General features: G+C 48.5%; 20 protein-coding genes and 1 rRNA gene. All 21 read right to left on the bottom strand.

Annotation, left to right across the window (positions count from 1 at the left end):
• Positions 1-124, bottom strand: a 16S ribosomal RNA gene (locus tag EWH91_RS10415); the annotation flags it as partial.
• A 625-nt stretch (positions 125-749) separates the two neighbouring features.
• A complete protein-coding gene (lysS, locus tag EWH91_RS10410) occupies positions 750-2246 on the bottom strand; it encodes a lysine--tRNA ligase (protein WP_129929978.1) in 1497 nt (498 codons plus the stop codon).
• 192 nt (positions 2247-2438) lie between these two features.
• Positions 2439-2585 (bottom strand): hypothetical protein, encoded by a 147-nt coding sequence (locus EWH91_RS14495; protein WP_165364306.1) that lies wholly within the window; start codon positions 2583-2585, stop codon positions 2439-2441.
• A 227-nt stretch (positions 2586-2812) separates the two neighbouring features.
• A complete protein-coding gene (locus EWH91_RS10405; protein WP_129929986.1) occupies positions 2813-3016 on the bottom strand; it encodes a helix-turn-helix domain-containing protein in 204 nt (67 codons plus the stop codon).
• A gap of 224 nt (positions 3017-3240) precedes the next feature.
• Positions 3241-4161 (bottom strand): cysteine synthase A, encoded by a 921-nt coding sequence (gene cysK / locus EWH91_RS10400; RefSeq protein ID WP_129929977.1) that lies wholly within the window; start codon positions 4159-4161, stop codon positions 3241-3243.
• 119 nt (positions 4162-4280) lie between these two features.
• On the bottom strand, positions 4281-5162 hold the full coding sequence (gene hslO / locus EWH91_RS10395; protein ID WP_129929976.1) for an Hsp33 family molecular chaperone HslO: 882 nt from the start codon (positions 5160-5162) through the stop codon (positions 4281-4283).
• A 1-nt stretch (position 5163) separates the two neighbouring features.
• Positions 5164-5946, bottom strand: a complete 783-nt coding sequence (locus EWH91_RS10390; RefSeq protein ID WP_129929975.1) for a type III pantothenate kinase — start codon at positions 5944-5946, stop codon at positions 5164-5166.
• A 100-nt stretch (positions 5947-6046) separates the two neighbouring features.
• On the bottom strand, positions 6047-8062 hold the full coding sequence (gene ftsH / locus EWH91_RS10385) for an ATP-dependent zinc metalloprotease FtsH (RefSeq protein ID WP_129929974.1): 2016 nt from the start codon (positions 8060-8062) through the stop codon (positions 6047-6049).
• 159 nt (positions 8063-8221) lie between these two features.
• On the bottom strand, positions 8222-8770 hold the full coding sequence (gene hpt / locus EWH91_RS10380; RefSeq protein WP_129929973.1) for a hypoxanthine phosphoribosyltransferase: 549 nt from the start codon (positions 8768-8770) through the stop codon (positions 8222-8224).
• Positions 8767-10203, bottom strand: a complete 1437-nt coding sequence (gene tilS / locus EWH91_RS10375) for a tRNA lysidine(34) synthetase TilS (RefSeq protein ID WP_129929972.1) — start codon at positions 10201-10203, stop codon at positions 8767-8769. Before tilS ends, hpt begins: the two co-directional genes overlap by 4 nt.
• Before the next feature lie 49 nt (positions 10204-10252).
• A complete protein-coding gene (locus tag EWH91_RS10370; protein ID WP_240697336.1) occupies positions 10253-11146 on the bottom strand; it encodes a serine/threonine protein kinase in 894 nt (297 codons plus the stop codon).
• A 25-nt stretch (positions 11147-11171) separates the two neighbouring features.
• Positions 11172-11906: a vWA domain-containing protein gene (locus EWH91_RS10365; RefSeq protein ID WP_129929971.1), complete on the bottom strand. Its 735-nt coding sequence runs from the start codon at positions 11904-11906 to the stop codon at positions 11172-11174.
• Between the two features lie 89 nt (positions 11907-11995).
• Positions 11996-14473: a stage II sporulation protein E gene (gene spoIIE, locus EWH91_RS10360; protein ID WP_206184322.1), complete on the bottom strand. Its 2478-nt coding sequence runs from the start codon at positions 14471-14473 to the stop codon at positions 11996-11998.
• Positions 14474-14999: 526 nt separating this feature from the next.
• Entirely contained in the window at positions 15000-15407 is a 408-nt protein-coding gene (locus EWH91_RS10355) for a S1 domain-containing RNA-binding protein (protein ID WP_129929970.1), read from the bottom strand.
• Positions 15408-15474: 67 nt separating this feature from the next.
• Positions 15475-15861: an FtsB family cell division protein gene (locus tag EWH91_RS10350; RefSeq protein WP_129929969.1), complete on the bottom strand. Its 387-nt coding sequence runs from the start codon at positions 15859-15861 to the stop codon at positions 15475-15477.
• A gap of 13 nt (positions 15862-15874) precedes the next feature.
• A complete protein-coding gene (gene yabQ, locus EWH91_RS10345) occupies positions 15875-16462 on the bottom strand; it encodes a spore cortex biosynthesis protein YabQ (protein ID WP_129929968.1) in 588 nt (195 codons plus the stop codon).
• On the bottom strand, positions 16459-16767 hold the full coding sequence (gene yabP / locus EWH91_RS10340; protein WP_129929967.1) for a sporulation protein YabP: 309 nt from the start codon (positions 16765-16767) through the stop codon (positions 16459-16461). Before yabP ends, yabQ begins: the two co-directional genes overlap by 4 nt.
• A gap of 78 nt (positions 16768-16845) precedes the next feature.
• Positions 16846-17103: an RNA-binding S4 domain-containing protein gene (locus EWH91_RS10335; RefSeq protein ID WP_129929966.1), complete on the bottom strand. Its 258-nt coding sequence runs from the start codon at positions 17101-17103 to the stop codon at positions 16846-16848.
• Positions 17100-17375: an HU family DNA-binding protein gene (locus tag EWH91_RS10330; protein ID WP_129929965.1), complete on the bottom strand. Its 276-nt coding sequence runs from the start codon at positions 17373-17375 to the stop codon at positions 17100-17102. Before EWH91_RS10330 ends, EWH91_RS10335 begins: the two co-directional genes overlap by 4 nt.
• 123 nt (positions 17376-17498) lie before the next feature.
• Entirely contained in the window at positions 17499-19100 is a 1602-nt protein-coding gene (locus EWH91_RS10325; protein WP_240697335.1) for an oligosaccharide flippase family protein, read from the bottom strand.
• 126 nt (positions 19101-19226) lie between these two features.
• Positions 19227-19763: a stage V sporulation protein T gene (spoVT, locus tag EWH91_RS10320; protein ID WP_129929964.1), complete on the bottom strand. Its 537-nt coding sequence runs from the start codon at positions 19761-19763 to the stop codon at positions 19227-19229.
• Between the last annotated feature and the right edge of the window lie 5 nt (positions 19764-19768).

Here is a 19768-nt window from a genome sequence, read left to right as displayed (position 1 = left end):
CCCACGTGTTACTCACCCATCCGCCGCTCACCTCAGGGAGCAAGCTCTCCTCTGTGCGCACGACTTGCATGTATTAGGCACGCCGCCAGCGTTCGTCCTGAGCCAGGATCAAACTCTCCAAAAAAGTATTGCTTCTTCCGGATCCCTTTCGGCATCCGGGTCAGACTTTTTTCGTTCATAAGATCCATAGCAAATTGAATTGATCAGGGGATAAACCCCTTAAATCACGCTTGGCTTTTGTTCAGTTTTCAAGGAACATTCCATGTTGTCCTCTTTGAGCGACTCGTCTATTTTACCAACAAGCAAAGTGATTGTCAACAGCAAATCAACAATTACTTTTTTCATAAACAGACACGAGCTCTCCAACGACAACTTAATCTATTTTAAAGAGCGTACCGAAAAAAGTCAATAACCAAATTATGGTCGCTTATGACTTATCAGCAACAGTAAAATATTATCAGTATTTTTCTGTTTTGTCAATAAAGCCGCAATGAATCCCTGCAAAGGACACAGATTATTCCATCCCCCCTTAAGTGATGTTTACGCTTCATATGTTGATTGGAGCGAAAGATGTGGAAAATTCCTGCGGGAACAGCGGGCAGACGCAGGAACTGCAAGTGGCTTAGTTTTTCTGAACCTTTACCCCCTAATCATTTTATGCTTTTGAATGTATAAAGAAATCGCCTCCCGGGTGCTGAAGCACACCTGTAAGAAGGCGATACCTGTTTCAATCTTTTTGTATTTCCTGCTTACTTATCCTCACGCTTTCTCATTAGAGGGAAAAGCAGTACATCACGGATTGATGATGAATCGGTCAGCAGCATAACCAGACGGTCGATACCTATCCCGAGACCACCGGTCGGCGGCATACCATACTCCATTGCTTCCAGGAAATCCTCATCAATAACCTGTGTTTCATCAAGGCCGGCTTTGCGGTCACGCATCTGATCTTCAAAACGATGACGCTGATCAATCGGATCGTTCAGTTCACTGAAGGCATTCGCGTATTCACGACCAACAATATACAACTCAAAGCGGTCACTGAAACGCTGATCTTTCGGATCCTTTTTCGCAAGGGGCGAGATCACAATCGGATGACCAAAAACAAAGGTTGGCTGAACGAGTGTGTTTTCTACTTTCTGTTCAAAGAATTCATTGACTACATGTCCATAAGTCATGTTTTCCTGAACCTTGACACCATTATCTGCAGCCAGTCTGCGTGCCTCTTCATCTGACATCTTCGGCCAGAGATCTACACCGGTTGCTTCTTTGATTGCATCGACCATGTGCACTCTCCGCCATTTTGGCTTAAGGTCTATCTCGTGACCTTCATAAGTAATGACTGTGCTGCCAAGTACTCTACTGGCAACTGACGATATCAAATTCTCCGTCAGTGTCATGATATCACGAAGATCATCATATGCGGCATAGAGCTCAAGCATGGTAAACTCCGGATTATGTTTTGTATCAATACCCTCGTTGCGGTAAACACGGCCAATTTCATACACCTTTTCAAATCCGCCGATGATCAGTCGCTTTAAATGCAGTTCAATGGCAATCCGCATATACAGATCCATATTCAGTGCATTATGGTGTGTAACAAAGGGCCTTGCTGCCGCTCCGCCCGGTATGTCGTGCATCGTCGGCGTCTCTACTTCGAGATAATCCAGTTCGTTCAGATAATCACGGATAGTCTGAACAATTTTACTTCTGAGTACAAAGGTCTTTCTTACATCCGGATTGACAATCAGATCCAGATATCTCTGACGGTAGCGCTGTTCAACATCCTTCAGTCCGTGAAACTTGTCCGGAAGCGGGCGCAGCGATTTAGTCAGGATGGAGAAATGGGTTACCTTAACTGAAAGTTCACCGACGCGGGTTTTAAATACCGTTCCCTCAACCCCTACAAAATCACCGATGTCTATATGTTTAAAAAGATCATATTGCTCATCACCGACATTGTCCTTACGGATATAAAGCTGTATTTTCCCTTCGAAATCTCTGATATCTGCAAATCCTGCTTTTCCTTTACGCCTTTTTGCCATCAGCCTGCCGGCAGTGACAACATGTACTGCTTTTTCCTCCAGCTCTTCTTCGCTGAAAGTATCGTAAAGTTTGTGGATTTTTTCCGTATTATGCGTCCGTTCAAATCGTCCGCCAAAGGGATTAATCCCTTTTTCAATTAAAATCTTCAGCTTTTCCCGTCTGGCCTGAAGCTGATCAGTCAGATCCACTTCCTGACTCATATGTTATTCAACCTCCAGTCGATTCTCGTGTCATGTCATGATTTCTGATGCGGATTAGAAAATGACTTCCCGCCGGATCCATTACCCGCAGATTCGTCCCGTCGCGTCATATTCCCGATTCATAAAGAAAACTGCCAGCGAACACCGGCAGTCTGTTATCTATCCGAATTATAGAGAATTTAAGAAATACTGTCAACTTTGTCCGACAAGTGCAGATTCCCGGACGTATGTTTCCAGCAGTTCGCGGAATTCCCCGGCAGTATTGCAGACATTGATCTTTTTCCCGACTTCGTTACCGCTCCGTAATCCCTTAACATGCCAGGCCGCATGTTTACGCATTTCGAGAACAGCCGGATGCTCTCCCTCAGTTGGTGAACAAAGAGCCTGTTCATCGTCCTTTTATTATAATGGATCATGCCGTGGCCGGCTACCCTTTCTGCACAGACCAGGCCGATACCAAAACGCCCGGCAATCAGGCGGAAAAAGCGTTGCGTGCTCCTGCCATCGGAGAGAGAACTACCCTGTTTTTCAATTCAACTCGTCCAATTTAAACATCCGTCCACCTCTTATAACTCTTTCATTTCAGAAACCGTTACGCCAAGTTTATCACATATTCGCTGAATCAGTTCAGCCTCAGGCACTCTGTTTTCCCTTTCAATTTCTCCCAGCAGCGTCAGAGAAATACCAAGTTCTTTTGCCAGCGCTGTCTGAGTGTATCCCTTCAGTTTACGGAATGCCCGTATTCTCCTTCCCCATTGCCCGTCCTTAATCATCAAATCGAACTCCTTCTTATTTCTTCGTCCACAAATCCGGAGTGTAAACGCGCAACTTGCCATCCCGACAGAGCCTCTCATGCACGGCCCTGATCCGATAAAAACAGTATAGCACAGACTTCTCTCTCATACGTTATCCGGCACCGGACAGAGAAAACGGGGGGGACAGATGATCGTTTCTGTCCTCCCCCGTATTTTTTCGCTTTTTCAGCAAATGTCAGTTAATCCTCGGTCTGATAAAGCGGTGTACTCAGATATCTTTCTCCATTATCCGGTACGATAACTACAACTTTTTTACCCTTACCGAGTTTCTTTGCTACCTGAATGCCGGCATAGATCGCAGCGCCTCCTGAGATACCCGCCAGAACGCCTTCTTTTCTTCCGGCCTGACGGGCGTACTCGAACGCCTGTTCATTGGAGACATCAATGACTTCATCATAGACCTTCGTATCCAGAGTATCCGGAACAAATCCTGTACCAATACCCTGAATTTTATGCGGTCCGCCCTTGCCGCCATTCAAAATAGCCGAATCTTTCGGCTCAACAGCATAGACCTTAATGTCTTTAAACCGCTCTTTCAGCGCTTTACCTGCACCGCTTAATGTTCCTCCGGTACCTACACCGGCAACGAAAGCATCCAGTGAATCAAAGGCCTCAGCCAGCTCCTTGCCTGTTGTCCGGTAATGCACTTCAGGATTTGCCGGATTCTTGAATTGCTGCGGCAGAAAATAGCCTTTTTCCTGAGCCAGTTCCTGAGCCCTGGCAATAGATCCCTTGATCGCCTGGGCACCCGGTGTAAGGATCACTTCTGCTCCATAAGCCTTAAACAGCTTACGCCGTTCGATACTCATCGTCTCAGGCATCACGAGGATAGCCCGGTACCCTTTGACTGCAGCTACAAGTGCCAGACCAATTCCGGTATTCCCGCTTGTTGGTTCGATAATGGTATCATTCGGCTTCAGTTTGCCATCCCTTTCGGCAGCTTCAATCATCGACAGAGCAATACGATCTTTCACACTGCTTCCGGGATTGAAGTATTCGAGTTTGGCATATAATTCAGCGTCATTTTCCCCGGTCAGGTGGTTTAAACGTACGACAGGCGTATTTCCAATCAGTTCTGTTACTGAGTTAGCTACAGTCATCTTTATCTCTCTCCCTTGTCCTAAATTCGTAGTAATCATGTATGATTTATATACTATATTATCAACCCTGCACCGTGAGGTCAACTAATTAGATATAAGTTGAATAAGAAATCATTTTTTCATCCCTGGCTGGGGTGAAGCATGGCTTTTAATTCTGCTTCGGTGTAGTGATAACTGTTCTGGCAGAACCGGCATGTCGCATCCGCTCCATGATCCTCTTCAATCATTTGCCTGATCTCCGCTTCACCCAGGTGGGCTATGGAGGTACCGAACTTTTCTTTAGAACAGTCACAATGGAATCTGACCGGCATCTTTTCAAGAATTTTGTAGTCTTTTTCAGGGAAAAGATCCTGCAGAAGATCTTCCGGCGTTCGGCCACTGTCAATCCGTTTCGATATGGGGGGAATTACCTTCAGCCGATCCTCAACCTGAGTGATCACATGATCCTCTGCCCCGGGGAGAACCTGGATCAGGAAGCCGCCGGATGCCCGGACGGTATGATCCGGATTGACAAGGACACCTGCTCCGACTGCGGAAGGTATCTGTTCTGAACGGGCGAAATAGTATGTAAAATCCTCACTGATTTCACCGGACACCATCGGAACACGTCCTGTAAAATTATCTTTAAGACCCAGATCCCTGACGACGCTCAGAAATCCATTTTTACCAACTGCCCGGGCCACATCCAGTTTGCCGTGCGGATTCAGTTCGAAGTGGACCCTGGGATTGGTCACATACCCCCGGACGTTACCGGCGGTGTCTGCATCGGCGACAATGACACCGATCGGACCGCCCCCCTGAATAGTGACTGTCAGTTTTTCATCACCTTTCATTTGGGCCCCCATCAACAGGGTTGCCGTTATCGTTCTTCCGAGCGCTGCCGATGCGGTCGGCCATGTGCCGTGACGATGTTGCGCCTCCCGGACGGTATCTGTCGTCACTGTGGTCATGACCCGTAATCTACCCTTACAGGCCAGCGCTTTAATCAAATAATCGCTCATCTTATGAACCCCTTTCCATCTGACGATTGCGCTGATAAATAAAATTAAGGCCCCTGAGAGTCAGCAGCTTGTCTACATGATCAATCACCTTCGTCTCACCGGAGATCAGGGTGCACAATCCACCTGTAGCAATAACGACAGGCTTCTTTTTCGCCTGCATTTTCATCCGTGAAACAATACCTTCAACCTGCCCGACATAACCGAACAGGACGCCGGATTGCATCGCATGAACGGTATTTCGCCCGACAATATGCGGCGGCTTGGCAATTTCTATTCTTGGCAGTTTTGATGCCTTTTGATACAGAGCTTCTGTCGAAATATTAATCCCGGGTGCAATAGCACCACCGATATAATTGGCATGTTCATCAATATAGGAGTAAGTGGTCGCTGTGCCAAAATCAATGACAATCATAGGGGCCTGATAATCATGAACAGCGGCAACTGCATTGACAATCAGATCGGCACCAATCTCCCTTGGATTCTCATATTTCAGATTCAATCCTGTTTTTATCCCCGGCCCGACGATCAAAGGGGTGAGGTGAAAATACTTTTCACACAGGCGTTCCAGAGCAAACAACACCGATGGAACGACCGTTGATACGGCCACGCCGTCAAAATCCTGAAAAGAAAGTCCGCTGTATTGAAGCATATTGTTTATGAGCATGGCAAACTCATCTTCCGTTTTCTCCGTATGTGTTGAAATTCTCCAGTGATTGATCAGTTCACCCTCATTAAAAGCGCCCATAACGATATTTGTATTACCCACATCACATACAAAAAGCATTTTCTCCACCCCGCATCCGTATCATTCTTCGCTTTCTAAAAAAAAGAAGGCACCTCCTGTTTGGAAATGCCCTCTTTATCTTATTTTCCATTATCCCCGATCAAATCTTCTTATCATCCGGAGTATCCGGAGCGTCTGTCTTTCTCGGTTTGTTCTTGTCCGGCGTCTCCTGATCACGGGAATGAATATTCACTTTCATATCCCCATCCCCAGGGTCTGTGGATTCAGAGCTTTTATCGGGCTTTGTCTTTTCCTGGTCTTCATCCTGAGAAGCATAACGGTTCTTGCTCGGCTCGATGTATTTACCTGTTTCATACAGCGATTTAATCTGACCTTCATCCAGCGTCTCATATTTAAGCAGATTCTGGGCAATACTTTCGAGTTGATCACGATGCTCAGTAAGCAGCCGTTTGCAGCGCTCATGCTGTTCCTTGATGATTTGCTGCACTTCAGAGTCAATCTCAAAAGCAATGGTGTCGCTGTAATTCTGGTCGTTCTGCAGGTCACGTCCGAGGAAGATCTGACCGTTGTTATTATTTCCGAACTGCATCGGACCAAGTTTCTCACTCATGCCAAATTCGGTCACCATACGGCGGGCCAGATTGGACACACGCTGCAGGTCATTACTTGCCCCTGTCGATACTTCACCGAAAGTGACCTCTTCAGCCACACGGCCGCCGAGCAGACCGCATATTTTTTCCAGAAGTTCCGGTTTCGTGAGCATGCCCCGGTCTTCTTTCGGCAGGGATACGGTATATCCGCCTGCCTGACCACGCGGAATAACCGTGACTTTATGCACTTCATCCGCGCCGTTCAGGGCAAGACCGATAATGGTATGGCCGGATTCATGATAGGCCACAATCCTCTGTTCCTTTTTGGAAATGACGCGGGATTTTTTAGCCACACCGGCGATGACGCGTTCAACCGCTTCATCGATATCTTCCATATTGATGACTTTCTTATTTGCCCTTGCGGCAACAAGGGCTGCCTCATTAAGCAGGTTTTCCAGATCGGCACCGGAAAATCCAGGGGTCATTCTGGCCACTGTTTTTAAATCAATATCTTTTGCCAGTGGTTTATTCCGTGCATGTACATGCAGCACGGCTTCCCGGCCTCTTAAATCCGGACGCCCGACCGGTATCTGACGGTCGAAACGGCCCGGACGCAGAAGTGCAGGGTCAAGAATATCCGGACGGTTAGTTGCTGCAATAATAATAATGCCCTCATTAGCACCAAATCCATCCATTTCAACAAGCAGCTGGTTCAGTGTCTGTTCGCGTTCATCATGCCCGCCGCCAAGCCCGGCACCTCTTTGACGGCCCACGGCATCAATTTCATCGATGAAAATGATACAGGGCGAATTCTTCTTCGCCTGTTCAAAAAGGTCACGGACACGGGAAGCACCGACCCCGACGAACATTTCCACAAAATCCGAACCGCTGATTGAGAAGAACGGCACGCCGGATTCACCGGCAACGGCTCTTGCAAGTAATGTTTTACCAGTCCCCGGAGGTCCCTCAAGCAAGACCCCTTTGGGAATTCGTGCGCCCAGGGCAACAAATTTTCTCGGATCCTTCAGAAAATCAACGATCTCCACCAGTTCCTGTTTTTCTTCATCTGCACCCGCAACATCTTTAAAAGTGACTTTCTTCTTATCCTGTGAATAAAGTTTTGCTTTACTTTTTCCAAAATTCATGACACGGCCGCCGCCGCCCTGCGCCTGATTCAGCATGAAAAAGATCAGGAAAAAGATAATGATCAGAGGAAGCAGCGAGGTGGCCAGAGTAATCCACCCGTTCGTCCGTTCCTCCGGTTTTACATCGAGATTGGTTTTCACCATATCAGTAATCTGGTTAACCGCTTTTTCGCTTGCCGGAATATAAGCCTTAAAAGTTGTATTTTCATCATAACTTTTCAGGCGGCCGGTTACTGAATAAACACTGCCTTCAGGCTGCAGTGTTGCACGTTCCACATTGCCGTCCGCAAGATTCTGCTGGAGGGCGGTGAAAGTCATCGGCTTTACGCTTTTGTTGGACCCTGTCAGCCAGCTGACAATGCCAATGATCACGACGAAAATAAATAAGTATATCAGGATATTCTTAAAAAGTCGATTCATGCCTTACCTCCTCCCGCTCTAACCAAACCATAGATAATAGTACCACAGACCGATAATTTCCCTCAACAAATTAAACTTTTTCGAAAATGTCCCGCGGCCCTCCCGAAATGAACCGGCAATCTGGAAGGGTCAGTCAACTTTCTCGTGGCGGAACATCTGTCACTCATTCACGGATTTATAAATTTCCGGTTTCAAAATACCAATAAAAGGAAGATTGCGGTACTTTTCCGCATAGTCGAGCCCGTAGCCGACCAAAAAGGCATCGGGGACGGTAAATCCGGATAAATCGGGCCTGATATTATTTTTTCTGCCTGATGGCTTGTCCAGGAGCGTCACTATTTTTATGCTTTTCGCCTTTCTTGTTTTAAACAGTTTCACCAGATAGCTCAGCGTCAGGCCGCTGTCTATTATATCCTCTACGATGAGAATGTCACGATTCTCCACCGATGTATCAAGGTCCTTAAGAATCTTGACTTCACCTGAAGAGACCGTGGAATTACCATAGCTGGATACATCCATAAAATCAATCTCAATCTGTATGGGCATGTGCTTCATCAGATCCGCCATAAAAGGAAGAGCACCTTTAAGTACACCGACGACAAGCGGAAAACGTCCCTCATATTCTTTTGAGAGCATCTCGCCGAACTCATGCACTTTTTTCTGGATTTCCTCTTCTGTAATTAATATTTCCCTGACATCTTCCTTCATCCATCTGTCCTCCCAAAATCTTCAGCCGGTACAAAAGTCAGCTTCAGATATCTTTTCCTGTTTCCGGGAGTTCCAGGCTCCAGATCCCTTGCCCGTTTCAGTAAGGGCATCCAGATTATGGAACCCTTCCCGTCAACGACCAGCGGCCAAATCGAACGCTGCCTTCGATCAATCTTTTCATTAATAAAGATCCGCCGGACTTTCTGAGCATGCTCCATCCCATTGGGAATCATACGATCTCCCTGGCGCGGGGACCGGGCGGTCAGTGGAGCATCGCTCTCTGACCAGTTCAGAATCATATCTGCAGGTCCCGGCACACTTTTCCCGTACTGCTCCTGATTGAGAAATTGTGCACGGATCGTTCCCGCCGGAATTTCTGTTCGTCCGGGAATATTCAGAACAGTCTCATAACTATCCTCCTTGACAGGAGGGATAAGACCGACCAAACAGGTCGTGTAAGATTTTCTCGCAGTAAGCTGATGAGGAAAATAAGTGCTGCCCGAAGGCTGACTGGAACGCAGCAGCTGAAGTAAATGCTCAATATGTATAGATTGATGCAATGGCTTACTATGCTGGTTCATGTAAAGGTAATTTAATATTAGATGAATTAGCCTCCTTTGTAAAGGAGATGGCAACGACAGTAAAACAGGAATGGACAGTTTTATGGAGTCATCCGACTTCTGAAGAATGACTTTCTGAAGATGCGCTGCAGCCTGTTGGTTCAGATAGGTTTCATCCTCTGATATACATTCGCTCTCATATTGAAATTTCAGGTGTACCAGTGGATTTTCCCTTTTCAGAAAGGGAAGCACATGCTTCCTGAACCGGTTTCTTGTATGATGTTCCGACTCATTGGTCGTATCGTACCGCGGGTGAATGCCCTTTTCTCTGCAGTAAGCTTCCAGTCCTGCCTTCGTCTGCGTCAGAAAAGGACGGATAATCTCTGCTCCGGCAAATGGCCGGCGGACAGGTATGCCGGCCCGTGCTCTTCCCGCACTCCCCCTGACGGCACGCATCAGCATGGTCTCCACCTGATCGTCTCCATGATGGGCAAGGACGAGCGCGTCTGCGTGAAATTCGCGGATCACTTCGGCAAAGGCCCGGTATCTGAGTGCCCGTGCCGCGGCTTCCGTACTTAATCTTTTCCTCTGGCTGTATGAACGGACATCGACTGTTTTCCCACGGAAAATAATACCGTTTTCCCGGCAAAAAGCAGCCACATATTCAAGATCCGCCCGGCTCGCTGCACCTCTGAGTCCATGGTCGACAGAACAGACGGCCAGCCGGAGCGACCAGGCTTTTCTTCTGCTCAAAAGATAACAGAGCAAAGCCATGGAATCCGCACCGCCACTGACTCCGGCGACCAGACTTTCACCGGGCGCGATCAGATGACGGGCACGTATAAATTGTGTCACACTTTCCTGTACATCCATGATGCCGTGTACTCCTCATTCCGTCGTTTTCTCATGTTTTGCTGATCACTTATAATACGTACAGAATGACACAAATCACATAAATTGTCACCATTAAAGCGGCAGAAAATCCCGCACTGATCCATTCACCTGCCGGACTCTCCTTCTTTTTTCTCTGCAGCTTCCGCGGCTGCCCGGCACGGCTGATCTCCATTATTTGCTGCATCAGCTCACTTCGCATCCGGCCGGCTGAATCATATCGGCTGTTCAACGCGGAATAAAGAACTTTTTTAAACGGAAACAGCTTCGGGTTACTTTCTATAAGCCTGAAAAGCTGTCGATCCGGCTGCCCGTTTCTGTTTATTCGCCGGCCGAGGGCAGCGTAAATCATGATCATGGCGCAGGCAAATAGGTCGTAACCGGGATCCGCTTTGCGGGTGCCGAGGCCCCAATAACCGCGATCATAAAACTCAGTATATTCCCTGACTGACCGCCCCAGACGTGTGGCTCCTCCGAAATCGAGACAGCGGAGCGAGTAACCGGGATCAGTCAATATCAGATTTTCCGGCTTGAGATCTCCAAATATATAACCGCGGCTGTGCAGGTTCTGAAGCTGGCCAAGCAGTTGAACAAGAAAAACCGTCACCCATTCAAAGGATTTCCTTTTTAATGCCCTGTCCAGAGGTTCACCCGATAAATATTCCATGACGCAGAAAGCGATCGTCTCTCTCCCCGGTATCACCCAGTCATCGCTGTCATACAGTTCCGGCCCCGGTGGCGTTCCCGGAAAACTCTGAAACGTTTTCAGTACATTGATCTCAGAAATCAGGGAAGCTCGATCCCTGGCCAGTTTCACAGCAACCTTCTTCTGCTTCCCGGAAACAGCCAGATAAACCGTGCCCTGTGCTCCACTGCCCAATTTTCGAAGCAAATGATAAGTCTTCCCGTGCCATTTTCCGATCATGCGGGTACCCGCTGTAAAATTCAGGTCAGCGCGGTCCATCGTCATACAGTTCGTCACGGAATAATTGATTCTTCTTCGACAGGACGTTGAAACTTTTCATCGCCTCTTTAATAGCCGGTCCCGTCGGCGTGATACCGTGAGTAGTGATTTTGTCGAAAACTTTTTCGATATGATCCAGCTGGGGCGTCCAGGAAATGACCTTATTGACCACTTTTCTTTTCCCGGGAAATAAATAAAGACAGAATTGATTTGCTCCCATACGTGCTGAAAGGCTCAGTGACAGGTCGGTCAGGGCTTCCCGCACCGTCGGCAGTTTCATCTTCATACTCGCACTTGTATCTACAAGCAGGCACACCTCAAGACTGACCGTTTCACCCAGTTCTTCCACAACTTCCATGACTTTTCCTCTTTTTTCGGGAGGCAGATCCTCCATCGTCCCTGAATCCCCGAGGATTTCCTGCAGCTCTTGATTGACAACACCCTGAATCGTCTGTGTCATGGCCTGTTTCGTGACCATCTGGACAGTCTGAACAAGCTGCCGGGTCTGTACAATACGGCTGATCCCTCCCCCGGCACGCGCAATGCCCTCAATTTCCTGAGATCCTCTGCTGTCCTCGCTGTCAAAACGGTCCAGAACACCAATGACGTTGACAACAAGTCCATGTTCCCTTGCAAGAGCGGCCATTGCAATCGGATCTTCGCCCTGATTGGAGCAGCCGTCCGTGATTAATAGAACTTGTCTGATTGTCGCTTTTTTCATTTGCTCTGCTCCTTCCCTGAATCTAGCATTATCATAGACAGGAAAGAGAGTTTCTATACCGCCCGCCGTAAAAGAATGGAGCTTCCCGATTACTCTGCACGGCTGAGCCTTTGTTTGTTTCCACCCGCCGGAATGGAACTCCATTTTGGCAGATAGTGACGGATCCTGGCCACGATGACGGTCATATCATCATCGATCCGCCCGCCCGTCAGCCGGATCACTTCTTCAAGAATCAGATCGGCGACTTCCTGGGGATGATCGGTCTGTAATTCCCTTATCTTTCTTTTCAGCCAGAGTTCTTTGTTTTCAATGTGCTTGGGTGCATCAAAAATGCCATCACTCATCATAATCAGCAGATCTCCGGACTTCAGCTGCTCTGTTTTAACATCGACATCAAAGTCTTCAATCATGCCGATTGGCAGGTTGCCGCTGTCCTGAATCCAGATCTTGTTTCCCCGTTTAATAAAACTCGGATTTGAGCCGATCTTCAGGAACTTCGATTTGGCATTCTGCAAATCAATCAGTGCAAGGTCAAGGGTCGCATAAATCTCTTCTGTCGAGCGCAGAGACAGGATAGAATTAATAGATTTGATCGCCAGTGTTTCGTGGATTCCCGATTTCAGAACCTTGGCCAGAAGCTGCAAGGTATCTTTACTCTCCACACCCGCCCGCTCGCCGCTGCCCATTCCGTCGCTGATTGCAAGGGCATATTTTCCCGCACCCGCTTCGAACAGTGCATAATTGTCTCCCGAGACCAGCCCGCCGCCCCGTGCCGCGGTTGCCACTCCGGTTTCTATCTCAAAAGCCCGGGCAGATGTGAACACGGCACTAAACGGGGCACCTGTGATTTCGCCTTCCTGTTTTTTTGATACAACAATATTTTCGCCGAGAATATCTGACAGAAGCGGTGCAATAACCTTTTCACAGGCACCATAATCGTCATGCTGGAGGACCACCTCTATATCGATCGACCCGGACTCCAGATTGTAGATTTCCACACTTTCTGCGCGCAGACCGACAGCATGAAGCCTGGCGAGAATTATCTCCTCCTGCCGGTCATGGAGCCCGCGTTCACGTTTCATCTCACTTGCAAAATCCCCCATGACGCGTGAGACGCCATGAAGCTGGTCTGCCACAAGGCGCTGGCTTTCCTTGACCTTATGCCTCATCAGTTCCTGAATCTCCGATACACGCTGTTCTCTTGCAATTGCACCAAGGGTCTGATCCGGGATAGAACAATACGCCCGCCATTTTCGTTCTGCCGACGAATGGACCCCTTTCCGGTCTGACCGGGTTTCTTCTCTCAGCTGAAGCATCATTTTATGGGTCTGATCAAAATTTTTAACCCAGCAGTATTCCTTTTTATAGCAGTTCTGGCAGGTATTCGCCGTCACCTTGCTTAAAAAGAGATCATCTTCATGTTCCGTATCCGGATCCGGTGCATGAAAGCTGCGGGCAAGGGTCTGAAACAGGCTGGAAAACTGTTCCACCCGGCTGACCGTCACATCTCTGAGTTTCCGGACATACTGTTGCTGCTCTTTCTGATACTCCCTGGTACCGGGAATGAGAGAGGCAAGCCTGTCCATCAGCCCTTTTGGGGTCAGCATGAAGAGAGAAACGGCAATCAGCGAATCCAGCATTTCCGGAACCAGACCACTGTAACCTCCTCCATAAAGCCCGATAAGAAGCGTCGCGATGAACAGGCCTGCCGCGACGCCGGCTTTTCCTGTTTCTTTCAGGAGACCGCCAAGTACGCCCGAAAAAGCGAGGAGACTCATCTGGTACAGACTGGAGCTGCTCGACATACCGAGTACTAGACCCATGATAACACCCACCGTTGATCCAATGGCTGCTCCTCCAGCCAGTGCGAACAGGAGAACGACATATCGGGCCAGAACATGCTCAATCGAAACATCCATGATCGCCCATCCGGTTGTTCCCGCAAGAATCGAAGATAAAAGGATAACAAAACAAATAATCTCTTCATTTTTATATAACCTGCGACCCATTCTGCTGGACAGAAGTGGCACACTCTGGATGAAAATTAATGTCACCAGGATGGCAAGCGAAGCTTCAACAGCAGCGGTCATCAGGTCGGTCCAGACAAGGTTCAGTGTAAACGCAGCCTGATAGAGGAGCCGGACAGACAAGGCGGAGATAAACACCATAACAGGCAGCCATCTGACTTCATTTTTTTTACTGATCAGTCTCGCAATATGTCTGACAAAAAGAAATACCATCAAAGCCATCAGACTGTAGAAGGCCAGTCCGACCGAAACAGTCAGTGCACCGAATATCGCCATCATGGAGGCCTGCCATCTTTTTTTCCTGTTCAGCCAGAACACTGTTGCAAAAAATGGCAGAATAAACGGGGTCAGACTGGACAGGATCACAGCGCGTCCCAGCAGAAACCCGGCGATCAGAAAGAATAGATCCGTCTTCAGAATGGTTTTGATTATGGCTTTCCGTATCGACCGGCCGATCTGCATCTGTTTTGAGGAAATGCCGGCTCCTTCAGCCAGCGGATCTGTACCACGTGCAGCAATACTGCCAATTCTCTGAATCATACCTTTCGCCACCTTTAACCTGATAGTGTATGATTCATTAAATCACAACAGAAGCCCATAATTTGTCATAATAAAGGATCGTGGTTAAAAAAAACTTCGACGGAATTCACCGGCCTCAGTCATAAGAAGTGAAGATCCGGCGACGGGTGACCCGGCGCCGCTGCCCGGTGGCTCAATAAATTAGACGGAAAAATTCCGCTTAATTTAGTAAAAGAGATAAAGGCGCGCTTTAATAGACGGAGGGATTTCGCCTATTGACTCAAAAAACATGAAAAGGGGGGATTTTTCATTGCCTGATCGGAATTTCTCCGCTTATTAGATTCTGAAGCCCGTTCTATTTTGCATTTAAGCGGAAAAGCTCCGCTTATTAAGCCAGAACGACCATATTTAAAAATAATGGAAGGCATTTATCCCCTGCCTGAAGGCACAAGATTTCTGCCGAATATTTTCATTAAAACAAATAAAAAAGAGCACCGGTCCTGTTCCGGATGCTCTTCTGAACTTTATCTTATCGATGAACGGGGGATCAGCCTCTTCGTGCACCTCTGCCGCCCCGTTTTGATTCTGTCTGACGTTTAAGTGTGGACAGGCGGTCTTCACTGTCTTTCAGATAGCGGGAAATTTTATCTTCAAAGCTCGGCTCCCGGGTAAAACGTCGGTTGCCTCCTCTTGGTCCTCGGTATGAGGTCGCCTTCGGTTTATCGACAGCTTTGCGAATGGACAGCCCGATTTTTCCGTCAGGTGCCACCTGCAGTACCTTTACCGTTACTTCATCTCCAACCGACAGAACGTCGTGAATATCTTTAACATACCGATCTGCAACTTCACTAATGTGAACCAATCCTGTTTTGCCGCCCGGCAAATCAACAAAAGCCCCGAAGTTGGTTATACCTGACACTTTACCCTTCAGCTTGCTGCCCGCTTCAATTGACATAAAAAAAGGCTTCCTCCTAGTTTAGTATCTCTCAACATCTTATTATACATAGCAAAAAAAGAGCCTGTCAATGTTCTTCCTGTCCAGGCCGGGAAAAAATGATTTCATTTTTATCCTGATCAGACATCAGATAATCACGTCGCGCGATTTGACCAATGTAATCGTCATCATGAAGGAGCGTAATCTCCTTCTTCAACTGACTGATATGTTTATCGGAAGTATCAATCTGTTTTTCCAGTGCCGCTTTATGCGCAAGGGCCTGATCCATCTGATGCCCCTGGGCAACAAGGGAGGCAGCCATCACCGTACAGATCACAGTAAACACAACGGCAAACGCCGCCAGCCGGCGTATCAGTCCTCTGCGGCGTTTCTTCTTTCGTTTTTCGGCAATCTCCCGGGTCTGAACATATTCTGTCCGGAGCCGCGTCACACGCTGTGATACCATTTGATCCATAGGTTGTCCTCCTTTATTTGCCGACTTTCCCCTTCAGGAATGCCAGGCCTTTCATTAAAATACGGGAAAAACGAACCCACTCTGTCCTGAAACGAATCAGCCACTTGTCCGGCAGAATAAGATAGAGGAGACCGCGGATGATCTTCAGAGGAACATTCAGCAGTAAGAGCAGAATGCGCAAAATGGTGTTCAACGTCATTTTACACAATTTACAGACAACCTTCAATAGGAAAAAGAGCGGACGCAGCAATAAAAGACGGACAGTCTTTGCGGTAAATTGCCACAATTGGACAATTTGAGCAACCAGACGGATGAACCCGTGCATAAACGGCCCTTCCAGCAACGCTTTATAAACTGAATACCCAAGCAGAATGCCCAGGAAAAGATAAAGACGAAGCTGTCCATCATTGACCGGGAGCAGCAGGGAAAACAGCAAAAGAGCCTGCATGATCCAGAACAGGGGGTCTGCGATCAGGAGCAGTATCCGGCGCTGTTTCCCTTCAGGTCGGATAAAAAAGTGATAAACCGAAAAGGAGGCGCCGATCCAGATCCCCATCAGAACCATCAGGCCAAGAGATTGAAACTGATCTTCCAGTGTCATCGAAACAGTTTGCCGAAAAAGCCTTTGGACGCTGCCCCATTCTGATCGTCCAGATAACTGATTTCAAAAATCCGTCCTTCGATCACGACTACGCCCTGTTCCACATTCAGATTCTGCATCTTCAGTGAGGAACCTTTAACTGCAAGAAATCCCATAACAGTCTCCAGAAGGAACTCTTCATGATCGAAACTTTCGACATGTTTAACCCCTGTTATTTCAATCGTCTTCCGGCTTTTCAGAATAAGATCATGATTTTGTACCGGCTTGTCCTTATTCGGAAGCTGATTTCCATAAAATTGAACCATCGGACTCCCTCCCTCTTCCACTAGATTATGAGGGGGTCGTCCGGGTTAGAACCGACTTATTCCGATCTGCTGCTTCTTTCAGGCTGAAGGCTTTTCATCAATAATTTCGTACAATGAAGCGGCTTCTTCCTTCTTTACCGTTTCTTTCAAAAGGGTAATCCGTATAGTCAGCTTTTTCTGGCCGAAATGCAGGACCAGCACATCACCGGTCTGGACATCACTGCTCGCTTTCCCCGGCCGACCGTTGATATCCACGCGGCCCTGATCCGCCATCTCCTTTGCAACCGTCCGTCTCTTAATCAGGCGAGAAATCTTCAGAAATTTATCCAGTCTCATTTTTTTACAGCATCCTTCAATTTATTACCTGCCCGGAATCCGGGTACCTTTGTTGCCGGGATCGTGATCGACTCCCCGGTTTGCGGATTCCTGCCGGTTCTGCTTGCCCGCCTGCGCACTTCAAATGTCCCGAATCCGACAAACTGTACTTTTTCCTCATGATCCAAAGCTGAAATGATCTCATCAAGCAGACTGTTTACAATCGTTTCAGTTTCTTTTCGGGTAAAACCGGTCCGGCCGGCAACCCTCTGAATCACTTCATTTTTATTCATCTTCTATTCCTCCAATTACGGCTTTCATTCCAGTTTTACGCGTACAGGAATGCTTTTTCGTTCATTTTATCATATCCGCGGGAAGGATCACAGTATAGCCACCCTGAGAAGTGGCACAGGTCATCAGCAATGTTTCCTTCTGTTCTGAAAATGTTTACCGGCCAGCGGGAGACGGATCAGATCAGTGGGACTGAAGTACCTGAAAAGAAGCAGCAGAACCAGAAACAGGAGTCCTCCTGCTATGCTGCCGCTCACAGCTACAACAGCCGCCGATCCACGCGTCTGCGGCATCAGCCCGCCGATGCCGCTTTTCCAGAGCCACACGGTCAGCACCATGATAAAAACAGCCCCAACCAGTCTGGCCAGACGGGTGACCGGAAGGTTGTCCAGAAGCGCAAAGCGACGCAACGCCCAAATGTTCAGCCATGCCGTGAGCGCTGTAGCAAGCAGGGTCGCGACGGCTGCACCGGAAACAGAGAACAGGGGAACGAGCAGCAGATTACTGCCGCATTTTACGATCGCCCCGGTCAGCAAATGCCAGAACGGCAGCCACGGCCGGCCGGACGCCTCCAGAATTCCTGAACTCGTCAGAACAACGGACAGGGTCATCATGACAAAAGCAATCAGCATAAAGGTCGGCGTTCCTTCAGCATTTCGGAACAGCATGATATTGACTTCTTTACCTAAGGAAGCGAGTCCTGCGGCGGCTGCCAGTCCGAAAGCAAGACTGAGCCGCAGCGCAAGACCCGCCTGTCGCTGCATTTCTTTCCGGCTTTTCAGGGCAGTCAGCCGGGCGAGTCCGGGAATCATCGTTGCCGTCAGCGAAGCGGCAGCAATCAGCCCAAACTGAGTGAGCAGGTACCCCCGGTCATAAACCCCCTTCGCAACCCGTGGATCCGGGACGCCGGCTTCTCCAAGCAGCGGGATCAGCGTCAGCGCATCAGCCAGCTGGAATGCGATGAGAGGCATCGCCAGAATAGAGAACAGGCAGCCCGTTTCAAGTATTTCTCTCAGTAGTTTCCCGTCGAATGTTTCTCGCGTGCTGCGCCGGATCACCAGGCGTGACAATGGCCGTGTACCGGCAAAACACATCAGAATGACCAGCGCCGAAACAGGTGCAATGACCGAACCGGCCGTCGCCGCCAGTCCGAATTGATAAGGCGTCCCGTGATGCAGAAACAGGTACCAGGACAGGCCGATGATCAGCAGCACACGAACCATTTGTTCGCTGATCTGTGAAACCGCTGTAGGCAGCATATTTTCATGTCTGCCCTGAAAATAGCCGCGTAAAACGGCAATCAGCGGAACAAACAGATAGACGGTTGACGTGAACCGGATCAGCGGTTCAAGACTTTTATCACCCATCGCCTTTGTCAGAGGCCCGGCAACAAAAAAAAGCAGAAAAAACAGCAAACTGCACAATATAAGAAGCGCAATGAGGGCATGATGCAGAATCTGCTGTTTTCTCCACCCGCCTGCTTCAGACTCGGCCAGATACTTTGCGATGACAATGGGAAATCCAGTCCCGCCAATAGCTACCGCAATCGCATAGAACGGATAAATTTGCTGATAGACGTAAAAACCGACATCCCCGGCAAAATTCTGATACAGGAGCCGGTAGGTCACACTCATGACCTTGACCAATAGAGCGGCGGCGGTCAGAGTCATCGCTCCGCGCCAGATCCGGCTCCCTTTATTCCTGACTTCACGCACAAATGCGTCCACCTTTATCGATCCTTCTTAAAGTGGATTATATCATAGTCCGCTTACTCGCTGCATGAATAAAAGAGGGCGACAACGTGCCTCCCTCTTACGATCATATTACAGTCGCCGCACAGCATGCAGGCGGCTCTAGTGTTCCATTTGCCTGCCGAGAAACCCGGCGGCTGTTTCCGCCAGTTTTATTTCCACGTCGGTAAGCGTTCCGTCATTTTTTTCGATCAGCATCACGGTTCCAATCGGATCTCCGCCGGCAATAATCGGGGCGATGACATAGGGCCCCTTATACTCATCCTGACCATCGATCAGCTGCTCGCCCCTGTTTTTTTCATGTAGGGTCTGCCTGAGCTCCATTGCATGTTCGGGAGCCGATGCGATCCTTTTATCCATCAACGCTTTCTTCGGTCCGCCTGACACGGCGATGACTGCATCACGGTCGCTGATGACTGCCAGTTTACCCGAGTGCTCTGCCAGCGATTCCGTAAATTCTTTGGCAAAATCCCCAAGCTCACTCATCGGGGAATACTTCTTCAAGATCACTTCACCGTCATGATCGACAAAGATCTCCAATGGATCCCCTTCCCGGATGCGCAGTGTGCGGCGTATTTCCTTTGGAATGACAACCCGCCCGAGATCATCAATACGGCGGACAATGCCAGTTGCTTTCATACAAG

Source organism: Sporolactobacillus sp. THM19-2 (assembly GCF_004153195.1).
In the GTDB taxonomy this organism is placed as follows: domain Bacteria; phylum Bacillota; class Bacilli; order Bacillales; family Sporolactobacillaceae; genus Sporolactobacillus.
This window is presented reverse-complemented; position numbering and strand designations above follow the sequence as displayed.